This is a genomic window from Chromobacterium sp. ATCC 53434 (assembly GCF_002848345.1).
Taxonomy (GTDB): domain Bacteria; phylum Pseudomonadota; class Gammaproteobacteria; order Burkholderiales; family Chromobacteriaceae; genus Chromobacterium.
This window is the reverse complement of sequence record NZ_CP025429.1, coordinates 226,246-245,911: the sequence shown is the minus strand read 5'-3', so window position 1 is coordinate 245,911 and position 19,666 is coordinate 226,246. Positions and strand designations below refer to the sequence as shown.

The 19,666-nt window shown below is 61.3% G+C and carries 20 protein-coding genes; 9 read left to right on the top strand and 11 right to left on the bottom strand.

Annotation, left to right across the window (positions count from 1 at the left end; all coding sequences use genetic code 11):
• Positions 1-189 precede the first annotated feature (189 nt).
• The 6 genes from CXB49_RS23185 to CXB49_RS01115 all read left to right on the top strand — a co-directional run bounded on the left by CXB49_RS23185 (position 190) and on the right by CXB49_RS01115 (position 4,992).
• Positions 190-372, top strand: a complete 183-nt coding sequence (locus CXB49_RS23185; protein WP_158300572.1) for a hypothetical protein — start codon at positions 190-192, stop codon at positions 370-372.
• Positions 369-887 carry a hypothetical protein gene (locus CXB49_RS01135; RefSeq protein WP_101706705.1) on the top strand — a complete coding sequence of 173 codons (519 nt, stop codon included), beginning with the start codon at positions 369-371 and terminating at the stop codon, positions 885-887. Before CXB49_RS23185 ends, CXB49_RS01135 begins: the two co-directional genes overlap by 4 nt.
• 41 nt (positions 888-928) lie before the next feature.
• Positions 929-1,228: a hypothetical protein gene (locus CXB49_RS01130; RefSeq protein WP_158300571.1), complete on the top strand. Its 300-nt coding sequence runs from the start codon at positions 929-931 to the stop codon at positions 1,226-1,228.
• Positions 1,229-1,359: 131 nt separating this feature from the next.
• Entirely contained in the window at positions 1,360-1,683 is a 324-nt protein-coding gene (locus CXB49_RS01125; protein WP_101706703.1) for a hypothetical protein, read from the top strand.
• A 2-nt stretch (positions 1,684-1,685) separates the two neighbouring features.
• Positions 1,686-4,571: a DUF927 domain-containing protein gene (locus CXB49_RS01120; protein WP_101706702.1), complete on the top strand. Its 2,886-nt coding sequence runs from the start codon at positions 1,686-1,688 to the stop codon at positions 4,569-4,571.
• A complete protein-coding gene (locus tag CXB49_RS01115) occupies positions 4,561-4,992 on the top strand; it encodes a hypothetical protein (RefSeq protein ID WP_101706701.1) in 432 nt (143 codons plus the stop codon). Before CXB49_RS01120 ends, CXB49_RS01115 begins: the two co-directional genes overlap by 11 nt.
• Positions 4,993-5,149: 157 nt before the next feature.
• Here CXB49_RS01115 and CXB49_RS01110 read toward each other — a convergent pair whose 3' ends face one another.
• The 4 genes from CXB49_RS01110 to CXB49_RS01100 all read right to left on the bottom strand — a co-directional run bounded on the left by CXB49_RS01110 (position 5,150) and on the right by CXB49_RS01100 (position 8,722).
• Positions 5,150-6,706: a DUF2235 domain-containing protein gene (locus CXB49_RS01110; protein ID WP_101706700.1), complete on the bottom strand. Its 1,557-nt coding sequence runs from the start codon at positions 6,704-6,706 to the stop codon at positions 5,150-5,152.
• On the bottom strand, positions 6,707-6,856 hold the full coding sequence (locus tag CXB49_RS01105) for a hypothetical protein (RefSeq protein ID WP_158300570.1): 150 nt from the start codon (positions 6,854-6,856) through the stop codon (positions 6,707-6,709). It abuts the gene before it with no gap.
• 110 nt (positions 6,857-6,966) lie between these two features.
• The gene (locus CXB49_RS23180; protein WP_158300569.1) at positions 6,967-7,230 is read right to left on the bottom strand and encodes a hypothetical protein; all 264 of its coding nucleotides are present in this window, start codon (positions 7,228-7,230) and stop codon (positions 6,967-6,969) included.
• A 445-nt stretch (positions 7,231-7,675) separates the two neighbouring features.
• Positions 7,676-8,722 (bottom strand): IS630 family transposase, encoded by a 1,047-nt coding sequence (locus tag CXB49_RS01100; protein ID WP_101706528.1) that lies wholly within the window; start codon positions 8,720-8,722, stop codon positions 7,676-7,678.
• 508 nt (positions 8,723-9,230) lie between these two features.
• Here CXB49_RS01100 and CXB49_RS01095 point away from each other — a divergent pair.
• Entirely contained in the window at positions 9,231-10,277 is a 1,047-nt protein-coding gene (locus CXB49_RS01095; RefSeq protein WP_101706528.1) for an IS630 family transposase, read from the top strand.
• 830 nt (positions 10,278-11,107) lie between these two features.
• Here CXB49_RS01095 and CXB49_RS23175 read toward each other — a convergent pair.
• The 4 genes from CXB49_RS23175 to CXB49_RS01080 all read right to left on the bottom strand — a co-directional run bounded on the left by CXB49_RS23175 (position 11,108) and on the right by CXB49_RS01080 (position 14,722).
• Positions 11,108-11,530: a hypothetical protein gene (locus CXB49_RS23175; protein WP_158300568.1), complete on the bottom strand. Its 423-nt coding sequence runs from the start codon at positions 11,528-11,530 to the stop codon at positions 11,108-11,110.
• 748 nt (positions 11,531-12,278) lie between these two features.
• Complete coding sequence (locus tag CXB49_RS01090) at positions 12,279-13,493, bottom strand: MFS transporter (protein WP_199406756.1); 1,215 nt, start codon at positions 13,491-13,493, stop codon at positions 12,279-12,281.
• A 68-nt stretch (positions 13,494-13,561) separates the two neighbouring features.
• A complete protein-coding gene (cynS, locus tag CXB49_RS01085; RefSeq protein ID WP_101706698.1) occupies positions 13,562-14,032 on the bottom strand; it encodes a cyanase in 471 nt (156 codons plus the stop codon).
• Between the two features lie 54 nt (positions 14,033-14,086).
• A complete protein-coding gene (locus tag CXB49_RS01080; RefSeq protein ID WP_101710554.1) occupies positions 14,087-14,722 on the bottom strand; it encodes a carbonic anhydrase in 636 nt (211 codons plus the stop codon).
• Positions 14,723-14,830: 108 nt separating this feature from the next.
• Here CXB49_RS01080 and cynR point away from each other — a divergent pair, with 108 nt between their 5' ends.
• Positions 14,831-15,577 (top strand): transcriptional regulator CynR, encoded by a 747-nt coding sequence (gene cynR, locus CXB49_RS01075; protein ID WP_199406755.1) that lies wholly within the window; start codon positions 14,831-14,833, stop codon positions 15,575-15,577.
• 52 nt (positions 15,578-15,629) lie between these two features.
• On the opposite strand, the gene CXB49_RS01070 is transcribed toward cynR, so the two are convergent.
• A complete protein-coding gene (locus CXB49_RS01070) occupies positions 15,630-16,676 on the bottom strand; it encodes a zinc-binding alcohol dehydrogenase family protein (RefSeq protein ID WP_233492905.1) in 1,047 nt (348 codons plus the stop codon).
• A 104-nt stretch (positions 16,677-16,780) separates the two neighbouring features.
• Between CXB49_RS01070 and CXB49_RS01065 the strand changes: the two genes are divergently transcribed.
• The gene (locus tag CXB49_RS01065; RefSeq protein WP_101706695.1) at positions 16,781-17,626 is read left to right on the top strand and encodes a LysR family transcriptional regulator; all 846 of its coding nucleotides are present in this window, start codon (positions 16,781-16,783) and stop codon (positions 17,624-17,626) included.
• Between the two features lie 164 nt (positions 17,627-17,790).
• Here CXB49_RS01065 and CXB49_RS01060 read toward each other — a convergent pair whose 3' ends face one another.
• Positions 17,791-18,846, bottom strand: a complete 1,056-nt coding sequence (locus tag CXB49_RS01060) for an ATP-binding protein (protein ID WP_101706694.1) — start codon at positions 18,844-18,846, stop codon at positions 17,791-17,793.
• Complete coding sequence (locus CXB49_RS01055; RefSeq protein WP_101706693.1) at positions 18,843-19,574, bottom strand: response regulator; 732 nt, start codon at positions 19,572-19,574, stop codon at positions 18,843-18,845. Before CXB49_RS01055 ends, CXB49_RS01060 begins: the two co-directional genes overlap by 4 nt.
• Positions 19,575-19,666: the final 92 nt, after the last annotated feature.

Genomic DNA, 19,666 nt, shown 5'->3' with positions numbered 1-19,666 from the left:
GCGGATGACGCCGCGAAAGCGGTTTTTTTGCGTCCGCAGTACGCCACACGTGCGCCTTCCATGGCGGGCCGTGGTGGGGAGCCTTCGGGCTGCCGGTTCCTTAGTGCCGGTCTGCTAACCCCGCCATGCGCTCGCCACCCCCGTTTAGCAGCGGGGAGCGGGTCTAAACCCACTAAGGAGGCAATCACCATGCCTAAGCTTTCCCGCGCCCTGTCGCGCCTATTCCCTGCCGTTCGCCATCCCATCGCCCATTTTCCGCTTGAAGCGGAGGCGGTGAACTACGCCCGCGCCTACCTGGCGCAGACTGGTCGCGCCGTGGCGGTTTTGCCCGCAGCCCAAGGCTACGCCGTGATGGCAGGGGGTGCGGCATGACGCAACCCAACTACCGCGCCGCTTACCTGAAAGACCGCGCCCGCCTGATCTCTTACGGCGACAGCACCCGCGATGCGCCGTTCATGGACGTGCCGCCGGGCATGCCACGCACCTTTGAAAATGGGCTGCAACAAGGCCGCCTGATGCTGGAGAACCTGCAAACGCTGTTCCAGCGCTGCGAAACCGGCCACTACGGCGAAACGGGAGCCTATGTCCGCGAGAACGGCATGGAGTTGTACAGCCTAGGTTATCGCTTCCTGCGCGACATGATCGACCAAACCGGCTATGCCCAGCCGGTGGCCGGACAAGCGCCCTTGGACTTCATGACGGGCCTCATTACTGGATTCTGGGGAGGCATGGCCAGCCTGATCGGCCACGCCAGCGTGCCCGATGACGCCGCCGAACTGCGCCGCGTCAGCCAGCATCCGGCGTTCCGGCATGTCATGAGTTTGTCGCGGGCGCCCAAGAGCGCGTCGCGCAAAGTGTCCGCCAACAGCCGGGGAACTCAAGCATGAAAGCGCTATGCATTGACTCCAAAGGCCGTATGGATAGCTTCATGCAAACCATCCGCAGCTACGGGCAGGAAATAGACAAAGGTAGGCTTGAGGCTGGCGAACTGTCCTACATGATGGGATGCGGCGAGGGTGAGCTTGCTTTCTCCGTGGCGTCCATTAGCGGTGACATTGGCCACACGATTGAAAACTGCCGTGATCAGCTTCTTCTGCGCCTGGGGCTGACAGGGCCATTGACGCCGGAGCAGCAGCGCCTGCGCGGCTGGATTGTCGGCTTGATGTGCGGCATGGAGTTGTCGCTAATCGAAACCGCGCTCGATACGGCAAAGCCTGCCAACACCTAAATCCCTTCCCTTACAACTGAGACACGGGGCGGCCCTGACCAACGAACGGACACGATGCCGGGCGCGGGCCTTCTCACGCTCAAAAAAACGCCAGGTGCGCCCTTGTCGGCCTGCGCGAAAAGGATTCAAACATGTACCACAACACCTTATGCCTTCCCTTCTCCAGTGCCTTGCCGGGCGCGGTGGCCGCTTATCACGATGGCCGAGACTACGCGCTTGAACTGCTGGCCTACGTGGCCACCGTGCAGGGCATGCAAGGCTATTCCGCCGAGCAGCAAAGCAATATGGCCCGCGCCGCCTTGTGCGGTTTCCTCGCGCCCTTGCTGCCTGTCATCGCCGATTCGCTGGCGCTGTTCGCCCGTGATCATCAACCCGGCCTGCTGGCTGAGCTGGTGGCCGACCTCGCCGAAGGCGCGCCCTTGGCGCTCGATATGGCGCAAGTGGGGGAGTATTGACGATGGCGGCTAAATTACCCTTTGAGGAAGTCAAGCGCGCCTCGCTGTCGGCGCTGCCCCGTGTGCTGGATTGGGCCGGAGTCCACTGGAAACAGATCCACCACGAAATCCAGATGATCAATTCAGCTCGAAGCGACGAGGGTTACGGCTCGTTCTCCATCAACGTCAATACGGGCGTGTGGGCGGACTTCGCCAGCGGCGACAAAGGCGGCGACGTGATTGCCCTAGTCGCTTACCTCAAATCCTACGGCCAAGGAGAAGCCTGCAAGGACTTGGCCCGCTTGCTGGGCATCATCAATGGCGAAGCGCCCGCCGCCAGCGCCCCCGCGCAGCTGCCTGCAGCTGTTCCCGCCGCCGAGGCGGTATTGCCGATTCCCGCCAACCTCATGGGCAAGATGCCGCGCAGCAAGCCGCATCATCCCGGCAAGCCGGTGCAATTTTGGCGATACAACGACGCCGCAGGGCAACCCTTGGTGTTTGTGGTGCGGCTGGAGCCGGGCCAGAATGGCCGCAACAAGGACTATTTCCCGCTCTCCGTATGGAAAGACGCGGACAGCGGCAAGACTGCCTGGCGCTGGAAGAACCTGAACGCGCCGCGCCCGCTGTATGGTCTGGATCGCTTGGCCGCGCGGCCTGACGCGCCGGTTGTGATCTGCGAGGGTGAGAAAGCCGCCGACGCCGCCGCGCAGCTGCTGCCGGAGCATGTCGCCGTGTGCTGGATGAATGGCGCGGAAGCCGTAAGCAAGGCCGATTTCCGCCCGCTGGCCGGGCGGCATTGCCTGATCTGGCGCGACTACGACGCGCCGGGCTGGGAAGCGGCCACCGCCGTCGCAGCGCAACTGGCCAAAGTCGGCGCGGCCTCTGTCAGCCATATTCCCGTCGAACGCTTCGAAACCTGCCGCCCTGGCGGAACGGAGCACGCCCCTGCCTTGCTGGACGGCGGACAATGGGACAGCGGCGACGATGCCGCCGACGCCCTGGCGCGTGGCTGGACAGCGGCGCATCTGCGTCTGTTGCTGGAGGCGGAGCCAGCAGCCGAAACCGTCGCAACATCGACTAGCCAAGCAAGTGAAATCGCCGCCGCGCCTGCGGCCAGCGCCCCGCACCCGGCCCCGTCTGCCCTGGGGAATCCCTTCAAGCTGTCGGAACGCGGCGTCTATTTCCAAACCGAGGACATGGACACGCCGCTATGGATTTGCAGCAAGCTGGAAATCCTGGCCCGCACCCGCGACAAGAACGCGGGCAGCTGGGGCTTGCTGGTGCGCTTCTCTGATCCAGACGGCAACCTCAAGGAATGGAACATCCCATCCGAACAGCTGGCATCCAGCGAAGGGGCGGAAGTGATCAAGGGCTTGCTATCGCGCGGCCTGCTGTTGGGCGCAGGCCCGAAGGCACGTCAAAGGCTGTTGGAATACCTGGGCCGCTACGATGGCGACGAACGCGCGACCATCGTGCCGCGCTTGGGCTGGCATGGCGATGTCTTCTTGTTGCCGGATGTGCAGCTTGGCCAGGCAGGGGAACGCCTGGTGTTCGAGGCGGCGCAGAAACAGCGCGAGGCCATGCAATGTGCGGGCAGCCTGGAAGGCTGGCAAAGCGATATGGCGCGCTACTGCGTCGGCAATAGCCGCCTAGCCTTCGCCGTGTCCTGCGCCTTCGCCGGGCCGCTGCTGGGCATCCTGGGCAGCGAGTCGGGCGGCTTTCACTTCTATGGCGACAGCTCGCAAGGCAAAACCACGCTATTGCAAGCCGCCGCCAGCGTGTTCGGCGGGCCGGGTTATCTGCAAACCTGGCGTGCGACTGACAACGCTTTGGAGTCCATCGCGGCAGCCTATTCCGATTGCCTGCTGACCTTGGATGAAATCCATCAATGCGACTCCCGCATTATTGGCGAGGCCGTTTATATGCTGGGCAATGGACGCGGCAAGAGCCGGGCCAATGACAAGGGCGGCAGCCGGGGCGCGGTGGCGGAATGGCGCGTGCTGTTTTTGTCTTCCGGCGAAAAGACCCTTGCGGCGCACATGGCCGAGGCCAAGCAGCAAATGAAAGCCGGGATGGAAATCCGCATGTTGGCGGTTCCCGCCGACGCGGGCCAGGGCTTAGGCTTGTTCGATACCCTGCATGACAAGGACGGCGGCCAAGCCCTATCCGACCATATCAAGGCCACCGTGATCCAGCAGCACGGCAGCGCCGCGCGCGCCTATCTGGAACGGCTGGTGCAGGAGAAAGACGGCTTGGCCGGTCTGATTCGCCAGCAGCTGGCGCGCTTTGACAGCGAAGTCTTGCCCAACGAAGCCCATGGCCAAGCGCATCGCGCCGCCGCCCGCTTCGCCCTGGTGGGGATTGCAGGCGAGCTGGCCAGCGCCTGGGGCGTGACTGGCTGGCCCAAGGGGACGGCATGGCAGGCCGCTAAAGCTTGCTTTGCCGACTGGCTGAAAATGCGCGGCACGGCGGGCAATCGAGAGGATGAAGACATCTTGGCCAAGGTGCGCTTGTTCTTCGAGCAGCACGGCGAAGCGCGCTTCACCCGGCTATCCAATGAAAGCATCTTGCACGAACAGGACGGCCACGCGCCCGACCCTGACGACCACGCGCCCAAGACCATCAGCCGCTGCGGCTACCGGCTCAAGGACAAGCTATCCGGCTTGATCAAGTATTACGTGCTGCCGGAAAGCTTCCGCGCGGAAGTGTGCGCCGGGGTGGACGCGAACCGGGTATGCAAGCTATTGGCGGCGCGCGGCGCGCTGGAAACCACCAAGGGAGCGGGCAATATGCTGCAAGTGCGCACCACGCCAGAAGCGAAGTACAGCAAGAGCGGGCGGGCCAAGGTGTATTGCGTGACTTCGGCTTTGTTCGCCGACAATGCGCCGGAAATCGACGATGCTGCCTGATCTGGCTGACTGGTTCGCCGAATTGCCGCAGGCCCAACCCGAAGCCACGGCAGCGCCCGCAGACCGCGCGACGGCTGCCGAACTGGCCGGGGCATTGCTCCCGGCTGCCGAGGGCTTGCCCTTGCTTTGTCGCGCTTGCCGGGCTTGCGATGGCCAGCGCTGCGGCGAGCATCGACAGCCCGCCAGCCTGGGCCTGGCTGGGCATTGCCAAAGCTTCCAGTTGCGGGACGGCGTGGCGCTGGGGAAAGTCTGGCTATGGCGCATCGACCTCAACGACCGCCGCCGCGTCTGGCACATGGCCACGCCGCCAAGAACAGGCCAGCAGGTCGCCAAGTGGGCGCGGGCAGCCTACGGCGACCGGGTGCTAAGCATCCAGCCCTTGCCGGGCTTTGATGCGGTGCCCGCCAAGTTGGAAGGCTGAGACGCGATAAGGGGCGGTTATCATGACGCCCCCTTTGCTGGATGTTGGCCTAGCCAAATGCCTGTGCTTTCAGCTAGACCAACACCCCCAATATTATCAATACCTCTAGCGTCAACACCTGCTGTTTGTTCAGTGGGGAAGTGGCTGCAAGTCCTGATTAAACGATTTGGCCGTTATCCAATTCGTCATGCCGTGCCAGAACGGTATCCCTATGCAAGAATATCTTCCGGGGATCATATAACGCACATGGCCAACTATCGAAGGCTGCAACAGAATCATGCACATAGTGGGTAAAGAATTCATCCACCGCCGCCGGCAATAGCTCTGAGCTATTCCATGCATTAAAAATCAATTCTTCATACTCATTCCGTTTCCGTGCAACCGTTTCTTTGCCAACCCGCTCATATGGGTCATCCAAGAATTTCATTTGCTTGGCAAGACGCTTTTGCTCGGTAATCAATTCTTTGCCCTGGTCGGTCGGCGTTTTCATTTTCCGATCCTTCCATTGTTTTTCGTTTCGCTCTATCCGGACTTTATTATCCGGCGCGGCCAAGCATTGCTCGCAATCCGCACTATCTGCCAAACCGGCAAGCAGCTTGGTGTATTCTTTCTTGCGCTCAATCTCGCTTCGCCATTTAAAAAATGCCGGTCGATGCGCCCAGATGCCACTCACCAAATCAGAGGCATCGCCTTTAATATATTCTCGATAGGCATGATAACTTCCAACAACTTTGTCTTTGTTTTCTATCGAGAACTCTTTGTCAACATTGTTTCCTTCCATCTCTTTCAGCGACATCAAAGGAACGCCCGCCTTTATCGCCTCCAGATACATCTCTCTAAGCGGTATCTTGGTGTACTCGATGCTGCGCCCTTGTTCATCCGGGTAATAGCCGCCACCAATGTCGGAATGCACGCCCGGGTAAATCACTTCCAAGCTGTTTTCTGGATAACTCCCCTGGTAGGCGATGGAATCCAACGGGAAGGCTTGCCGCACTTCGTGCGCCGCTACCAGATGCACGCAACGCTTCACCTCGCTCGGAATACGCAGATCGCTGGCCCAGTCACGATGCAAGGCAGGCCCGCCCACCGAAGCCACCGTATCGAACAAGCCAACGAATCCAACCTCCAGCGGCACCGTCATGTCATATGAATCCAGCTTGTAAATCAGCTGACCTTTCCCATTAACGCCGGATTTTTCTTTGAGCAGCTTATTGACAAAGGCCCTCGCCAACGTCGCGCCACGCGAGAAGCCGATCACATCCACCCGGAGCATTTTGATATGCGCAATCGCTGTGGTGTAATTTTTACCTAGCATTTTTTCGATGAAGAGCATGGCGTCCTTCAAGCGCATGTCGCCGCCCTTGCCAAATCCTGCCCCGATGGCCCCGCCCTTATCTTCCCCGACTTCTTGATTATCTTTTGGCGCATACGGCGTCCCTACACCAGGGATATATCTTCTAAATAAATCTCTTTGCGGATCATCATGCGATGCCATAAATAGGCGCGCGACATTGGACTTGTTGTCTGGGCTGACATCGTAATTATTCATTGTGCCATCGAAGAATATGACAACCTTCGGGTAAAACCGGCACTCAATTCGCTCTTTCCAAGTCTTGCCGCCGATCTCTCGCGACAACCTTGCCATCGTTGCTGCCTTATGTGCCGCATTCAATATCTCATCAGAAATATACTGCTCAGACTGTCTTAATGTCATTTAATCCACCCTTTGCTTGCAGCCGAATTCTGAATACTTCAATTCTACAACATCCATGGATTTAAAAATCACACATACGGCATCTTCACTATTCATAGGATCGCCCTTCAAAACCTTGGGCGGGCGCTGGGGAAGCTTGGCGAAGATCACCTTTGTCTCCTCCGGCACCAATACCTTCCCCCGTATATAATCACCATCAGGCCCCATGACAGAATCTTCTCGAATTGGAACCCACTTTGCCTCTATTTTAAACGGCTTGTTCAGATCGGTAATCGTGAAACAGCATGTCGACGGCCCCCCATCCAAGGATCATTAGGACTTCCAGCGTTAGCTATGCCACCGCTGTTATATCCATCGTCTATCCTAAAATGGACGGCACGATTGACATAATTCATCGAGGCCACATTCATCCGAATCCCTTTTCTTAAATAAGGGTCGCTAGATTCCGCCACCTTCAATGTACCGCACCCTGTCAGCGCCAATGCCAGCGCCAATCCCCCTAGCCAATGATTGCTTTGTTTCATCCTGCATTTCCTGACTGTGATAATGGTTATGACACACCACCCGCCCTTACGGGCCAAGCGAAAGGTTAACCCACCCTCTACTCGTCCCGGCCTCGCTTCATGCTCCATTGCAATGTCTGCTCAAACCGCTTCGCCACCACGGGCGTCCATTGCCTGGGTCTGCGGCTCCAAGATCGCGCCAATTCATCCGCAGCGCTGCTGCTTGCCTGATGCTCTCGATCTAGCTTAGGTTTACTCCCCCGTTCCTGGCGATTGAGTGCAACCTATTGCCTGAGTTCTTCGTACTGACTTTGCATGCCCCCAAGCTATTGCGCCCCATATCCCATCCCCTGAATGCATGAATTGCTGTCCAGTATATCCCGGCAATAGCCGACTCCAAGCCCATTCTGGCCAGCCTCTCCGCTCTGTCACTATTAATCCGGCAGTCAAATACCGTACAGAAAGCTCATGCCGCGTAGCGGATTTTTTCATGCCGGAAGTACGACCGGATTCTGGCCGGCTGCTTCTGCAATGAGCGTAAATGGGACAGCACTTTCCCTTGAAGTTGACCGTCTGATCGAACCGGCTCACCTGCGCTCATTCTGGCCTTCAGGTCGCCGTTCAAGTATTCATCCGGGTTCAGTTCCGGTGAGTAGCTGGGCAGGAAGAACAACTCAATCGCCTTCTTGTTCTCTTCCTCCTCCAACCATGCTTGCACCAGCTTGCTGTGATGCACGCGCAAGTTGTCGAGGATCAAGAACACCTTCTTGCCGCCAGCATCACGGATCAGCCGCATCAGAAACTTGATCAGCACCCGGGCCGTCAAGGTCTCCCGGTACAGCATGAAGCGCATCTTGCCTTGGTTGGTAATGGCCGAAATCAAGTTGATGCGCGCTCTTTTCGATTGGGATAACACCAGAACTGGGGTTTGGCCTTTTGGGGCGTAGCCACGCGGAAAGTGCTCAACACTCGACACCGCCGATTCGTCGCCCCAGCTGATTTCAGCCATTTCCGCTTTGGCACGCGCGACGATAGCCGGGTATTCCTCCTTGAGCCATTTCTCGACTGCTGCCGGTCGCTGCTCATAAGCGCGTTTGAGCGGGCGCTGCGGCGTAAAGCCCCAGCGGGCCAAGTACAGACGGACAGTACGGATCGGCAGATCGATCAGAAACATCTGCTTGATTACAGCCTTGACCGCCTGAGCACTCCACAGGGCAAACCTCAGCTTCATCTGGTCTGGCGTGCGATCCACGATGTCCTGCTTGATCCGGGCTTCCTGCGCCTCGGTCAGCCGACGGCCGGTGCCTTCGGCGCGACCGCGCTTCTGTTCTTTGAATCCCTGCGCACCTAGTGCTGCCTCACGCACCACCCAGGCGGAAATGGTGGGGCGGCGCAGCCCGAGTTCTTCGGCAATACTGGCTTGAGACCGGCCTCGCTTGTACATCCGGATAGCGGTACGCCTCAGCTGCTCACGGGCGGCCAGTTCAAGCTTGCGCACATCGATTTTTTCCATGCCGGAAGTATACAATCTGTACGGATTATTACTGCCGAATTAATAACTTCTTCAGGGGAATTTCACCCCCCTCCACCGATTTCACCATTTCACTAACTTTCCAGGGCTGCCGCTGGCCAGGCGTTGCGGGTCAGGCCACCCGCACATGCTTCCAAAGTGCCAGGGTCCCCGGCTTCCCCTCGGCCCGTTTACTAAACTGTTTAGTTAGCATGGGGAGTCTGTGCCTGGCTCAGCGTGGGGGATCGAACACCCGTAAGCCACCCCCGTCCAGGAAGAACCTATTTGCCGGGTGGTGCTAGGGACGGCCCGCCGCAAGTCATGCCGCAACTGAAAGCCTTGCCCCTCCCTTACGGCGGTTTCGCCACCCCTCTAAAAAATGGTAGTGACAGTAGTGACGTAGTGACATCGTTGATTTGAAAGGGAAATTTCATGATTTCACATAGTGACAGACATGAAATGTCACTATTAATCCGGCAGTAATAATCCGTACAGATTGTATACTTCCGGCATGGAAAAAATCGATGTGCGCAAGCTTGAACTGGCCGCCCGTGAGCAGCTGAGGCGTACCGCTATCCGGATGTACAAGCGAGGCCGGTCTCAAGCCAGTATTGCCGAAGAACTCGGGCTGCGCCGCCCCACCATTTCCGCCTGGGTGGTGCGTGAGGCAGCACTAGGTGCGCAGGGATTCAAAGAACAGAAGCGCGGTCGCGCCGAAGGCACCGGCCGTCGGCTGACCGAGGCGCAGGAAGCCCGGATCAAGCAGGACATCGTGGATCGCACGCCAGACCAGATGAAGCTGAGGTTTGCCCTGTGGAGTGCTCAGGCGGTCAAGGCTGTAATCAAGCAGATGTTTCTGATCGATCTGCCGATCCGTACTGTCCGTCTGTACTTGGCCCGCTGGGGCTTTACGCCGCAGCGCCCGCTCAAACGCGCTTATGAGCAGCGACCGGCAGCAGTCGAGAAATGGCTCAAGGAGGAATACCCGGCTATCGTCGCGCGTGCCAAAGCGGAAATGGCTGAAATCAGCTGGGGCGACGAATCGGCGGTGTCGAGTGTTGAGCACTTTCCGCGTGGCTACGCCCCAAAAGGCCAAACCCCAGTTCTGGTGTTATCCCAATCGAAAAGAGCGCGCATCAACTTGATTTCGGCCATTACCAACCAAGGCAAGATGCGCTTCATGCTGTACCGGGAGACCTTGACGGCCCGGGTGCTGATCAAGTTTCTGATGCGGCTGATCCGTGATGCTGGCGGCAAGAAGGTGTTCTTGATCCTCGACAACTTGCGCGTGCATCACAGCAAGCTGGTGCAAGCATGGTTGGAGGAGGAAGAGAACAAGAAGGCGATTGAGTTGTTCTTCCTGCCCAGCTACTCACCGGAACTGAACCCGGATGAATACTTGAACGGCGACCTGAAGGCCAGAATGAGCGCAGGTGAGCCGGTTCGATCAGACGGTCAACTTCAAGGGAAAGTGCTGTCCCATTTACGCTCATTGCAGAAGCAGCCGGCCAGAATCCGGTCGTACTTCCGGCATGAAAAAATCCGCTACGCGGCATGAGCTTTCTGTACGGTATTTGACTGCCGGATTAATAGGAAGACCAGACCGCGTGCCTAACAGCCGATTTCCCCCCGCAGAAAAAACATAGGGGGGGGGTCTAAAAAGTTCGTTGGCAAGGAGAACAGAGGATGATCCTCTTTTAAGCTCGCGCGCCTTGTGAAGTCTTGGCACGTCAGCTAGGAGAGGCAGCAACAACTATTTTTTCTGAGACAGGAGACAAGCATGGCTTAAGATATTCTCTCGCGCCACGGGGGAGGGGTGGCGCAATGTCTAGCCCCTTGCCTTCCGGACCGCGTGCCTAGCCAAGCTTTTTTATGGCGCGCATTTTTAGAGAGGGGGGGGTTAGCCAGGCAAGGCCATGGAGGGGCGAATCAAAAGGCCGATGGCAAAAAACTCCACTCAACCTGCAAACCCCTCGCCCTACCCGATAGCAGCGCCTACCATGAGCCAAGTTGCCGTATGCCTCGATCTAGCCGCTTGGAAGCGTGCCGCAAGCCCCCAGCGTGAAGAAAGTGTGTATAGATTCGTGTATATATATCTGAATGAACTCATACAAACCACATTAAATACAACATCTTAATTGATCATTTCTATTGCTGTCGGCCCCACTCTTCCCAAGCAGTCCAAGAAAGTCCAGAAACCCGCACAGCACAAGGCTTTGTGACCTGCTTCAATGCGTTTTTATCCGCCCCATGCATTGCAGTCGTGCGTTCGCTGACTAACGTTTTGCCCTCCACCATCTCCTCCCAACTAAATTTTCCGCCGAGAAAATCCTAAAAAGAAAAAACCCCCGCTGTAGCGGGGATTTGAGTAAGCAATCAATATTTTGACTATTGAAGCTTGCAAGTGAAAACCGACGCGGCGCCTCCATTTTTAATTGTGCCAAGGCTATAACCCCAGCCAATAGCCTTAGGATTAGAACCATAGACATTGGTCACATCCATACTTCCATCTGAATGAATATTAATGTGTATATTGCTCCCATTAATACTAAAGAGCAGACTGGCCCCATCAGAGGCATAAGGAACACGATTAACATACTCCGGATCTATATCCAGAGTGACCACGCAGTTATTGAGCGCGCCAAAATTGGGATTGGCAATCCTTAGATTGACAATGCCGGGATTATTCGACACGCCACCAACTTGCAGCGGCTCCCAGTCCTCATTTAACGTATACACCCCAACATAACCAAACTGAATCGGCTGGCCATTTGCACTTTGAAAGATAAAGTTCGACGTACTGAAGCTCATAACGATTCCTTTCTGATATTCAACGTTTGACTAAACAAAGAAGAACAACTCAATCCATCAGAAAGCTTTCAAACAAGCAAGCCTATTTACCTTAAAAACTGATGGAGCATGCCAATGAATGGCTTGCAGGAACAAAATGCCAAATAAACACGCTAGTCATCCATTAATCCAGATCAATAAAAAAATACACAAACCTTTTATTCCATAGCTTTCACCTACAAACCTCATCCCGCGTCTACCCATCCATCGTTTTACCCTGCCGCTACATAATTAATCCTTACCAAAAAATACACTTCAACGACTATCTCAATACTGCCAGCGCTCATCCTCCAAGTGGCAACCGCGTAGAGGCTCGCAATGACAAAAACCACTCAGTCTAAAAATCGCCAACTTATTTCGCCGTTGAATATTCCAGTTTCAGCATCGGACAGGCAGGCCGGGTGGAGAAACTGACCATGCAGACGTGAGAAACCTAGCCCCTGAAAACAGAATTTGGGCATCAGAGATATACATAATGCTGGTCGGATCAAACAACAGCGTCGGTAGCAAAAACTGCAGCAACGCGCACTACGCGCTGATCACCTGCCATAGACAGAGCTACAAACACGAATCTAAGGCGAAGCTGGGCAGAGCGACGAAAACATGACCGAGGTGACATGGTCGCTCCGAATCATTCTGCTGGCGGATCCTCAATGCCGGTATCGACATGAATCGGAATTTCCTTCGGATCACAACGAGCCACCCCCAATTACCTCGTCGTCATTTCCAAGCCCTCTGTCTGCTTGTTGGCCTCCTCCGTCCTCGCCGTCAGCCGCGCCAGCTGCAGCAGCGCCGCCTGGCCGGCGCCGGCCAGGCAGACGCCGGTCCAGCCGGCGTGGGCATAGGCCAGGCTGGCCGCGCCGGAACCCAGCGCGCCGCCGAGAAAGTAGCTGACCAGATAGATGGTGGTGACGCGGCTGCGAGCCTCCGGCGCCAGCGCGTAGATCACGCTCTGGTTGGAGATGTGCAGCGCCTGCACGCAGATGTCCAGCAACAGCACGCCGGCCAGCAGCGCCGCCAGCGAGGTCCCGCCCAGCCACAGCAGGCCGAAGGCCAGCAGTATGCCCAGGCAGCAGCCGGCGGTGACGCGCCCGCCGTGGCCGCGGTCGGCCAGGCGCCCCGCCCCGCCGGCGGCCAGCGTGCCGGCCGCGCCGACCAGGCCGAAGGCGCCGATCTGCGCCTCGCCGTAGCCGTACGGCGGCTGGCTGAGCAGAAAGGTCAGACCGGTCCAGAACAGGCTGAAGCAGGCGAAGGCCAGCGCGCCGTACAGCGAACGCCGCCGCAGCGCCGGATGGGCGCGCGCCAGCGTCAGCAGCGAGGCCAGCAGCGCGCCGTAGCGCAGCGGCCGGCCGCGGCGCTCGTCTCCGGGCAGCTCCCGCGCCAGGATGACGGTGAACAGCAGCACCACGGCGTCGGCCAGCCAGTACACCAGCCGCCAGCCGCCCAGCTGGGCCACCAGGCCGGAAAAGGTGCGCGCCAGCAGGATGCCGAGCAGCAGGCCGCTCATCACCGTGCCGACCACCCGGCCGCGTTCGCGCTCGGCCGCCAGCGAGGCGGCGAACGGCACCAGCAGCTGGGCGGCGCAGGTGCACAGGCCCAGCGCCGCGCAGGCGGCGGCGAACCAGGCCAGGCTCGGGCTGACGGCCACCGCCGCCAGCGCCAGCGCGCTGCAGCCGAGCAGCGCGACGATCAGCTTGCGGCGGTCCAGCGCGTCGCCCAGCGGTATCAGGAACAGCAGGCCGCAGGCATAGCCGAGCTGGGTCAGCGTGACGATGAAGCCCAGGCTGGCCGCCGGCGCGCCGAAACCGCCGGCGATGACGGCCAGCAGCGGCTGGGCGTAATAGATGTTGCCGATGACGGCGCCGCAGGAGACGGCGAACAGCAGCGCCATGCCGCGGCCCAGGCCGGGAACCGGGGTATCCATGTCCATCTTTCAGAGTGTGGAAAATCAAAACGGCCGCGCGCGATGCGCGGCCGTCCGGCAAAACCCCGTCAGTACGGCTTGTTCGGCAGGAACTTGCCGTCCAGCGTGATCACCGCGCGCTCGCCGCCGTCCGGATCGGCCACCTTCTGGATGTCCAGCCGGAAATTGATCGCGCTGATGATGCCGTCGCCCAGCTTCTCGTGTACCAGGGCCTTCAGCGTGGTGCCGTATATCTGGATCATTTCGTAGAAGCGGTAGATGGTGGGGTCGGTCGGAATGCCGCCCGGGATGCTGCCGCGCAGCGGAATGGTCTGCAGATTGGCGGAGTCGGCCGCGTCGAGGCCCAGCCTGTCGCACACCAGATCGGCGGCGGCCTTCGGCAGCGCGTGCTGTCCCAGCAGCGCGGCGGTGACGTAGGCCAGGCTGAGGCCGGTGCCCTCGGCCAGCTGCTCCCAGCTCAGGTCTTTCAGCGCCTTGGCGACGACGATGCGGCTGCTCAGCTCGATGCGGGCGTCCTGGGTGGTATGGGACTGTCTCATGGGGTTTCCTTTCTTCTCTTCTGTGGGATGCGCCCTGCCGGGCGCGGATGGGGATCAGGCGGCGCGGGTTTGCGGGAAGTCGGCCAGCGGGACGAAGCGCTTGGCCGCGCCGTCCAGCGTTTCTATCGTGCCGCTTTCGATATCGTAGACCCAGCCATGCAGGCGAAGCCGGCCCTGCTCCAGCGCCAGCGCCACCGATGGATGGGTCTTGATATTGGCCAGCTGGGCGATGACGTTTTCCCTGACCATGCCGTCCAGCCGGTCCTGGGCCGATGCGTGGCCGCGGCCGGCGTTGACGGCCTTGGCGGCGTCGGCATGGCGCAGCCAGCCGGCCACCGCCGGCAGGTGGTCCAGGCAGGCGCAGCTGGAGATGGCGGTCATCGCGCCGCAGTCGGAGTGGCCGCAGATGACGATGTCGCTGACGCCCAGCGCGGCCACCGCGTATTCCACCGTGGCGGTGACGCCGCCGGGCTCCGGACCGTAACCGGGCACGATATTGCCGGCGTTGCGGATCACGAACAGGTCGCCCGGTTCCTGCTGCGTCAGCAGTTCCGGCACCACCCGGCTGTCGGAGCAGGTGATGAACAGCACGCTGGGGTTCTGGCTGGTGGCCAGTTTGCGGAACAGCTCGGAACGCTTGGGAAAGGCTTCCTGCTGGAATTTGAGGAAACCGTCGATGATGGCTTGCATGGAGTTCTCCTTGGCGGTGAAACGATGGCGCAAGGATGAACCGATTCAACTATAGCGTCCAAGACCAATATACAATCAAATCCATAAGCAACACCTATAGTTTTGAACATGATACTCAGACACATCCGCTATCTGATCGCGGTGGCCGATCACGGCAACTTCACCCGGGCCGCCGAGGCGCTGCGCGAACTGGCGGCGGCGGAACGCGCCACCGGCGACGTGGCGGACCTGTCGCGCGGCAGGCTGCGTCTGGCGATGACGCCGACCTTCACCTGCTATCTGCTGGGGCCGCTGGTCGAGCGCTACGCGTCGCGCCATCCCGGCGTGGAACTGGAAATACGCGAGATGACGCAGGACGCGATGGAGGCGGCGCTGGCGGCCGACGAGCTGGATCTGGGCATCGCCTTCGACACGGTGCGCTCGCCGGACATCGGCGCACAGCCGCTATTCGCCGAGAAGCTGTGCGTAGTGGCCGGCCCGCGCCACCGCTGGCGCGAACTGGAGCGGCCTCTGGAGGTTGAGGAGCTGGAGCGGGCGCCGCTGGCGCTGCTGAGCGCCGACTTCGCCACCCGGGGCCACATCGACGACTATTTCCGCCGGCACGGCGTCGCGTCGCGCATCGCCGTCGAGGCCAACAGCATAGGCGCGATACTGGAAACCGTGCGCCGCGGCGCCATCGCCACCATCCTGCCGGAGGCCATCGCCCGGCAGGACCCGGCATTGCGCGCGCTGGGGCTGCGCCAGCCGCTGCCGACGCGCACCGCCGCCGTCCTGCGCCGGCTGAACGGCTACCAAAGCGCCGCCGCCCGCGCCTGCCTCGCGTTGCTGGAGGAGATGGCTGCGCAATTGGCCTGAGATCAGCCGGCCACGGCGTCCTCCCGCGCGACGGCGTCTTCCTGAACGCCGCTCATATTTGCTCCTGGCGGTTGGCAAAGCCGGACAAGGCGAGCTTGCCCATGGTGTCGCCGCGCTCCAGTCTGGCGTGCGCGGCGCTGAGATTGGCCGCGGATAGCCCGCCGATGTTTTCGCGCAGGGTGCTGCGAATGCGCCCCGCCTCCGCCAATTCGGCAAGGCTGGCCAGAATCTCTCCCTGCCGCGCCATATCGGCGGTCTGAAACGAGGAGCGGGTGAACATATAGGTCCAACTTAGGCTCGCGCTCTTGCGCATCAGTAGATTGATCTCCGGCGGCCGGGAAAAAGGCACGATATTGACAATGTGTCCAAACGGCGCGACCAGCTCCGCCAAGGCGGCGAAGTGTTCATCGGGCCGGTTGAGCAACAAGGCCGACTGCACGGTTTCGACCCCGATGGCCTGCAGCTGCGCCCGCAGCGGCTGACTATGATCGACCACCTCGTGCGCGCCCATTTGCCGACACCAGCCGACAGATTCCGGACGGGAAGCCGTGGCGATGACGCGCAAGCCCGGCACCAGCCGCGCCAGCTGGATGGCGATGGAACCGACGCCGCCCGCGCCACCCACCACCAGCAAGGTTTGCCCCTCGACCGGCGCGTCCGGCGCATAGCCCAGCCGCTCGAACAAAGCCTCCCAGGCGGTCAGCCCGGTCAAGGGCAGGGCGGCGGCCTCGGCCGCGCTCCAGTTGGCCGGACGGCGCGCCGCCAGCCTGGCGTCCACCAGTTGATAAGCGCTATTGCAGCCAGGCCGGTTCACATCGCCGGCGTAGTACACCGCGTCGCCGGGCCGGAACTTCGCTGCCGCGTCCGCGCCACAGGCCGCCACCGTGCCGGCGGCATCCCAGCCCAGCACCGCCGCCTGGCCGTCATCCGCCTTGCGCTGGCGCACGCGGCAGTCCGCCGGATTGACCGCGACGGCCTCCACCGTCGCCAGGATATCCCAGCCCTGCGGCGCGAAAACCGGCAGGCTCATATCGATCAATGGCGAAGGCGGCGCGGCCAGGATGCCGACCGCTTGCATCTGTTTGGGGAGGAAGTCCATGTTGACGCCCGCTAAGAATCTAGACAGGCGCAGTCTATCGTGTTGATTTATTCGATATAAGATGAATAAATTAGCAGCATCTGTGCATTTTTGATCGGAAAAACATGCAGTGGGACGATGTGCGGTATTTCCTGGCGCTGGCGCGCGAGGGCAGCCTATCCGCCGGGGCGCGGACGCTGGGCGTGGAACACAGCACGATGTCGCGCCGAGTGGGGCAGCTGGAAGCGGCGCTGGGCTTGCGCCTGTTCGACCGGCTGCCGCGCGGCTGGCAATTGACGCAGGAAGGAGAAAACCTGCTGCCGCAGGCGCTGGCGCTGGAAACCGGCATGGCGGGGATGCTGCGCGCAGCCTCGGCCCAACATGCGCTGAGCGGCCAGGTGCGGCTGACCGCGCCGCCGCAACTGCTCAACCATGTGCTGCTGCCGCTGCTGACGACGTTTCGCCAACGTTATCCCGACATCGATTTGACGCTGCTGGGCGAGCAGCGCCGCGCCCGGCTGGAACAAGGCGAGGCCGACTTGGCCTTGCGGCTGGACGAGGCCAATACGCCGGAACTGATCGCGCGGCCGCTGGCCAAGGTGGGCTATGCGCTGTACGGCACCGCGCGCTGGCGGGAAACGCGGCCCGGCGAGCGGCTATTCATCGGCTTTGACGACAGTCTGGCCGGCATGTTCTTGAAACGATGGCTGGATCAACACGCGGGCGAGCGCCGGGTAGCGCTGCGCGGCAATGATTTGGACACGCACTTTCAGGCGGCGAAACAAGGTTTGGCGGTGGCGCTGCTGCCCCACTTCCTGGCGCGCAGTGCGCCGGAACTGATCCAGCTGGACAGCCCGCCGACGCCGGACAAAACCCTTTACCTGCTGATGCACCCGGATGTGCGCCGCGCGCCTCGGGTACGCGCTTTAGCGGACTTCATCATCGACGCCCTGCCTAATGCGCTGGCTTAGAGCCTGTTTACGATCTTTTTGCGGCATCGGCGGTTTTCTGCCGGATGCAGGGCGCGGAAAACGGCCCGCCGCAGTGTCGTTCACTGCCAGGGACGTTTGACAAAGCGATGCGCCGACAAAAAGCGGCCCCGAGCGCACCTGCTGGACATGACGGAAGGCCCGGTTCAGCCCGGCCAGATCAACTCGAAACCGGCGCCGCCGCCCGGGCCGGGGGCACACCGCGCCGCCCCGCCATGCGCGCGGGCGATGGCGGCGACCACGGCCAGGCCCAGGCCGCTGCCTCCGCTGCCGCGCTGGCGGGCGCCGTCTCCGCGCCGGAACGCCTCGAACACATGCGGTGCCAGCTCTTCGGGAATACCGGGGCCGTCGTCCTCGACGCGCAGATGGCAGCGGCCGTTCTCCACCCAGGCCGCGATGCGGATGGCGCCGGGCGTCGCGTAGCGGCGGGCGTTGTCCAGCAGGGCCAGCAACGCCTGGCGGATGCGGACCGGGTCGCAGCGCGCCGGACGGCCGTCCAGCTCCAGGACCGGCGTCAGGCCGGCGGCCCGGAGCGCATCGCCAAAGACCTCGACGACGGCCCGGACCTCGGCGGCGAGGTCGGTCTCCTGCAGTTGCAGATCGAGGTGGCCGCTCTCGGCCAGGCTGACGGCGCGCAGATCCTCGATCAGATGGGCCAGGCCCTCCACCTGGACCAGCAGCCGGCGGAACTGGCTTTCGTCCGGGGTGAACACCCCTTCCGCCAGCCCCTGCAGCCGGCCTCGCAGCACGGTGACCGGCGTGCGCAGCTCATGGGCGATGGCGGCGTTCCAGAACGCCTGCTCCTGGGTCATGCGCTGCAGCTGGTCCGCCAGCGCGTTGAAATCGTCGGCCAGCGCCGCCGCCTCGCGCAAGGAACGGTCGCCGGCCGCCGCGCGCGCGTCCAGATCGCCCTGGGCGACGCGGCGTATGCCCTCCGCCACGGAGTTGAGCGGCGCCAGGATGCGGCGCGCCAGGCGCAGGCCCATCACCACCGACAGCGCCAGCCCCGCCACGGTGCTGGAAATCAGCCACACCCACTCCGGCGCGGTCATCTTCCAGCCCGGCGCTTCGAACTGCACCGGCCAGTAGGTCATCGCCACGTAGTAGAAAGTGAAGCCGGTCACCACCACCAGCACGGTCACGCAGAAGGCCATCATCGCCATCGACAGCGCGATCTGGCGGCTCAGCCCCTCCAGCCTCATTCTCCGCCCCACAGTTTGTAGCCGACGCCGCGGACGACGGCCGGAATCCCCTCGACACCCCGCTCCTCCAGCTTCTTGCGCAGCTTGCTGATATGGCTGTCCACCGTGCGCTCCAGCGTGTCGCCTTCCGGCAGGCAGGCGTCCAGCAGTTCGGCGCGGCTGAACACGCGCCTGGGCGCCCTCGCCAGCTGCGCCAGCAACTTGAATTCGGTCAGCGTCAGGCTCAGCGCCTGGCGCCGCTTGCCGATCTGCACGCTGGCCTGGTGCTGCTCCAGATCTATCTCGAATGGATCGACGCGCAGCACCCGCGGTTCCGCCTGGCGCGGACCGGCCATCGAACGGCGCAGCACCGCCTGCGCCCGCGCCACCACTTCGGCCGGATTGAACGGTTTGACGACATAGTCGTCGGCGCCGATGCGCAGGCCCATCAGTTTGTCTATGTCCTGGTCCAGCGCCGTCAGCATGATCACCGGCGTGTCGCCGCGATGGCGAATCTCGGCCAGCGCCTGCCAGCCGTCGACATGCGGCATCTGCACGTCCAGCAGCACCAGGTCCGGCTTCCGCGCCAGGTGCATTTCCAGCGCCTTTCTGCCATCGGCGGCGTGCGCGCTGCGCAGGCCGCCTCGCGCCAGGTAGGCGGCGAGGATTTCGGCGATCTCGGCTTCGTCCTCGGCTATCAGGACCAGGGCCTGGGGCCCTTGGGCCGCGGGTCGGGTTGTGTCGCTCATTCAGCTGATTTCGCGTTCATTGCGCATCTCCATCGAATCTCCATGCTACCACACGGCAATCCCCATCCTGAGCGGGCACACTGCCGCCCATC

Excerpts from the sequence above, each read along its gene's own strand:
- CXB49_RS01115 (WP_101706701.1), top strand. The coding sequence starts at position 4,561 with ATGCTGCCTGATCTGGCTGACTGGTTCGCCGAATTGCCGCAGGCCCAA.
- CXB49_RS01135 (WP_101706705.1), top strand. The coding sequence starts at position 369 with ATGACGCAACCCAACTACCGCGCCGCTTACCTGAAAGACCGCGCCCGC.
- CXB49_RS01065 (WP_101706695.1), top strand. The coding sequence starts at position 16,781 with ATGCAGTGGGACGATGTGCGGTATTTCCTGGCGCTGGCGCGCGAGGGC.
- CXB49_RS01100 (WP_101706528.1), bottom strand. The coding sequence starts at position 8,722 with ATGGAAAAAATCGATGTGCGCAAGCTTGAACTGGCCGCCCGTGAGCAG.
- cynR (WP_199406755.1), top strand. The coding sequence starts at position 14,831 with ATGATACTCAGACACATCCGCTATCTGATCGCGGTGGCCGATCACGGC.
- cynS (WP_101706698.1), bottom strand. The coding sequence starts at position 14,032 with ATGAGACAGTCCCATACCACCCAGGACGCCCGCATCGAGCTGAGCAGC.
- CXB49_RS01080 (WP_101710554.1), bottom strand. The coding sequence starts at position 14,722 with ATGCAAGCCATCATCGACGGTTTCCTCAAATTCCAGCAGGAAGCCTTT.
- CXB49_RS23180 (WP_158300569.1), bottom strand. The coding sequence starts at position 7,230 with ATGAAACAAAGCAATCATTGGCTAGGGGGATTGGCGCTGGCATTGGCG.
- CXB49_RS01055 (WP_101706693.1), bottom strand. The coding sequence starts at position 19,574 with ATGAGCGACACAACCCGACCCGCGGCCCAAGGGCCCCAGGCCCTGGTC.
- CXB49_RS01130 (WP_158300571.1), top strand. The coding sequence starts at position 929 with ATGCAAACCATCCGCAGCTACGGGCAGGAAATAGACAAAGGTAGGCTT.
- CXB49_RS23185 (WP_158300572.1), top strand. The coding sequence starts at position 190 with ATGCCTAAGCTTTCCCGCGCCCTGTCGCGCCTATTCCCTGCCGTTCGC.
- CXB49_RS01060 (WP_101706694.1), bottom strand. The coding sequence starts at position 18,846 with ATGAGGCTGGAGGGGCTGAGCCGCCAGATCGCGCTGTCGATGGCGATG.
- CXB49_RS23175 (WP_158300568.1), bottom strand. The coding sequence starts at position 11,530 with ATGAGCTTCAGTACGTCGAACTTTATCTTTCAAAGTGCAAATGGCCAG.
- CXB49_RS01110 (WP_101706700.1), bottom strand. The coding sequence starts at position 6,706 with ATGACATTAAGACAGTCTGAGCAGTATATTTCTGATGAGATATTGAAT.
- CXB49_RS01125 (WP_101706703.1), top strand. The coding sequence starts at position 1,360 with ATGTACCACAACACCTTATGCCTTCCCTTCTCCAGTGCCTTGCCGGGC.
- CXB49_RS01120 (WP_101706702.1), top strand. The coding sequence starts at position 1,686 with ATGGCGGCTAAATTACCCTTTGAGGAAGTCAAGCGCGCCTCGCTGTCG.
- CXB49_RS01090 (WP_199406756.1), bottom strand. The coding sequence starts at position 13,493 with ATGGATACCCCGGTTCCCGGCCTGGGCCGCGGCATGGCGCTGCTGTTC.
- CXB49_RS01095 (WP_101706528.1), top strand. The coding sequence starts at position 9,231 with ATGGAAAAAATCGATGTGCGCAAGCTTGAACTGGCCGCCCGTGAGCAG.
- CXB49_RS01070 (WP_233492905.1), bottom strand. The coding sequence starts at position 16,676 with ATGGACTTCCTCCCCAAACAGATGCAAGCGGTCGGCATCCTGGCCGCG.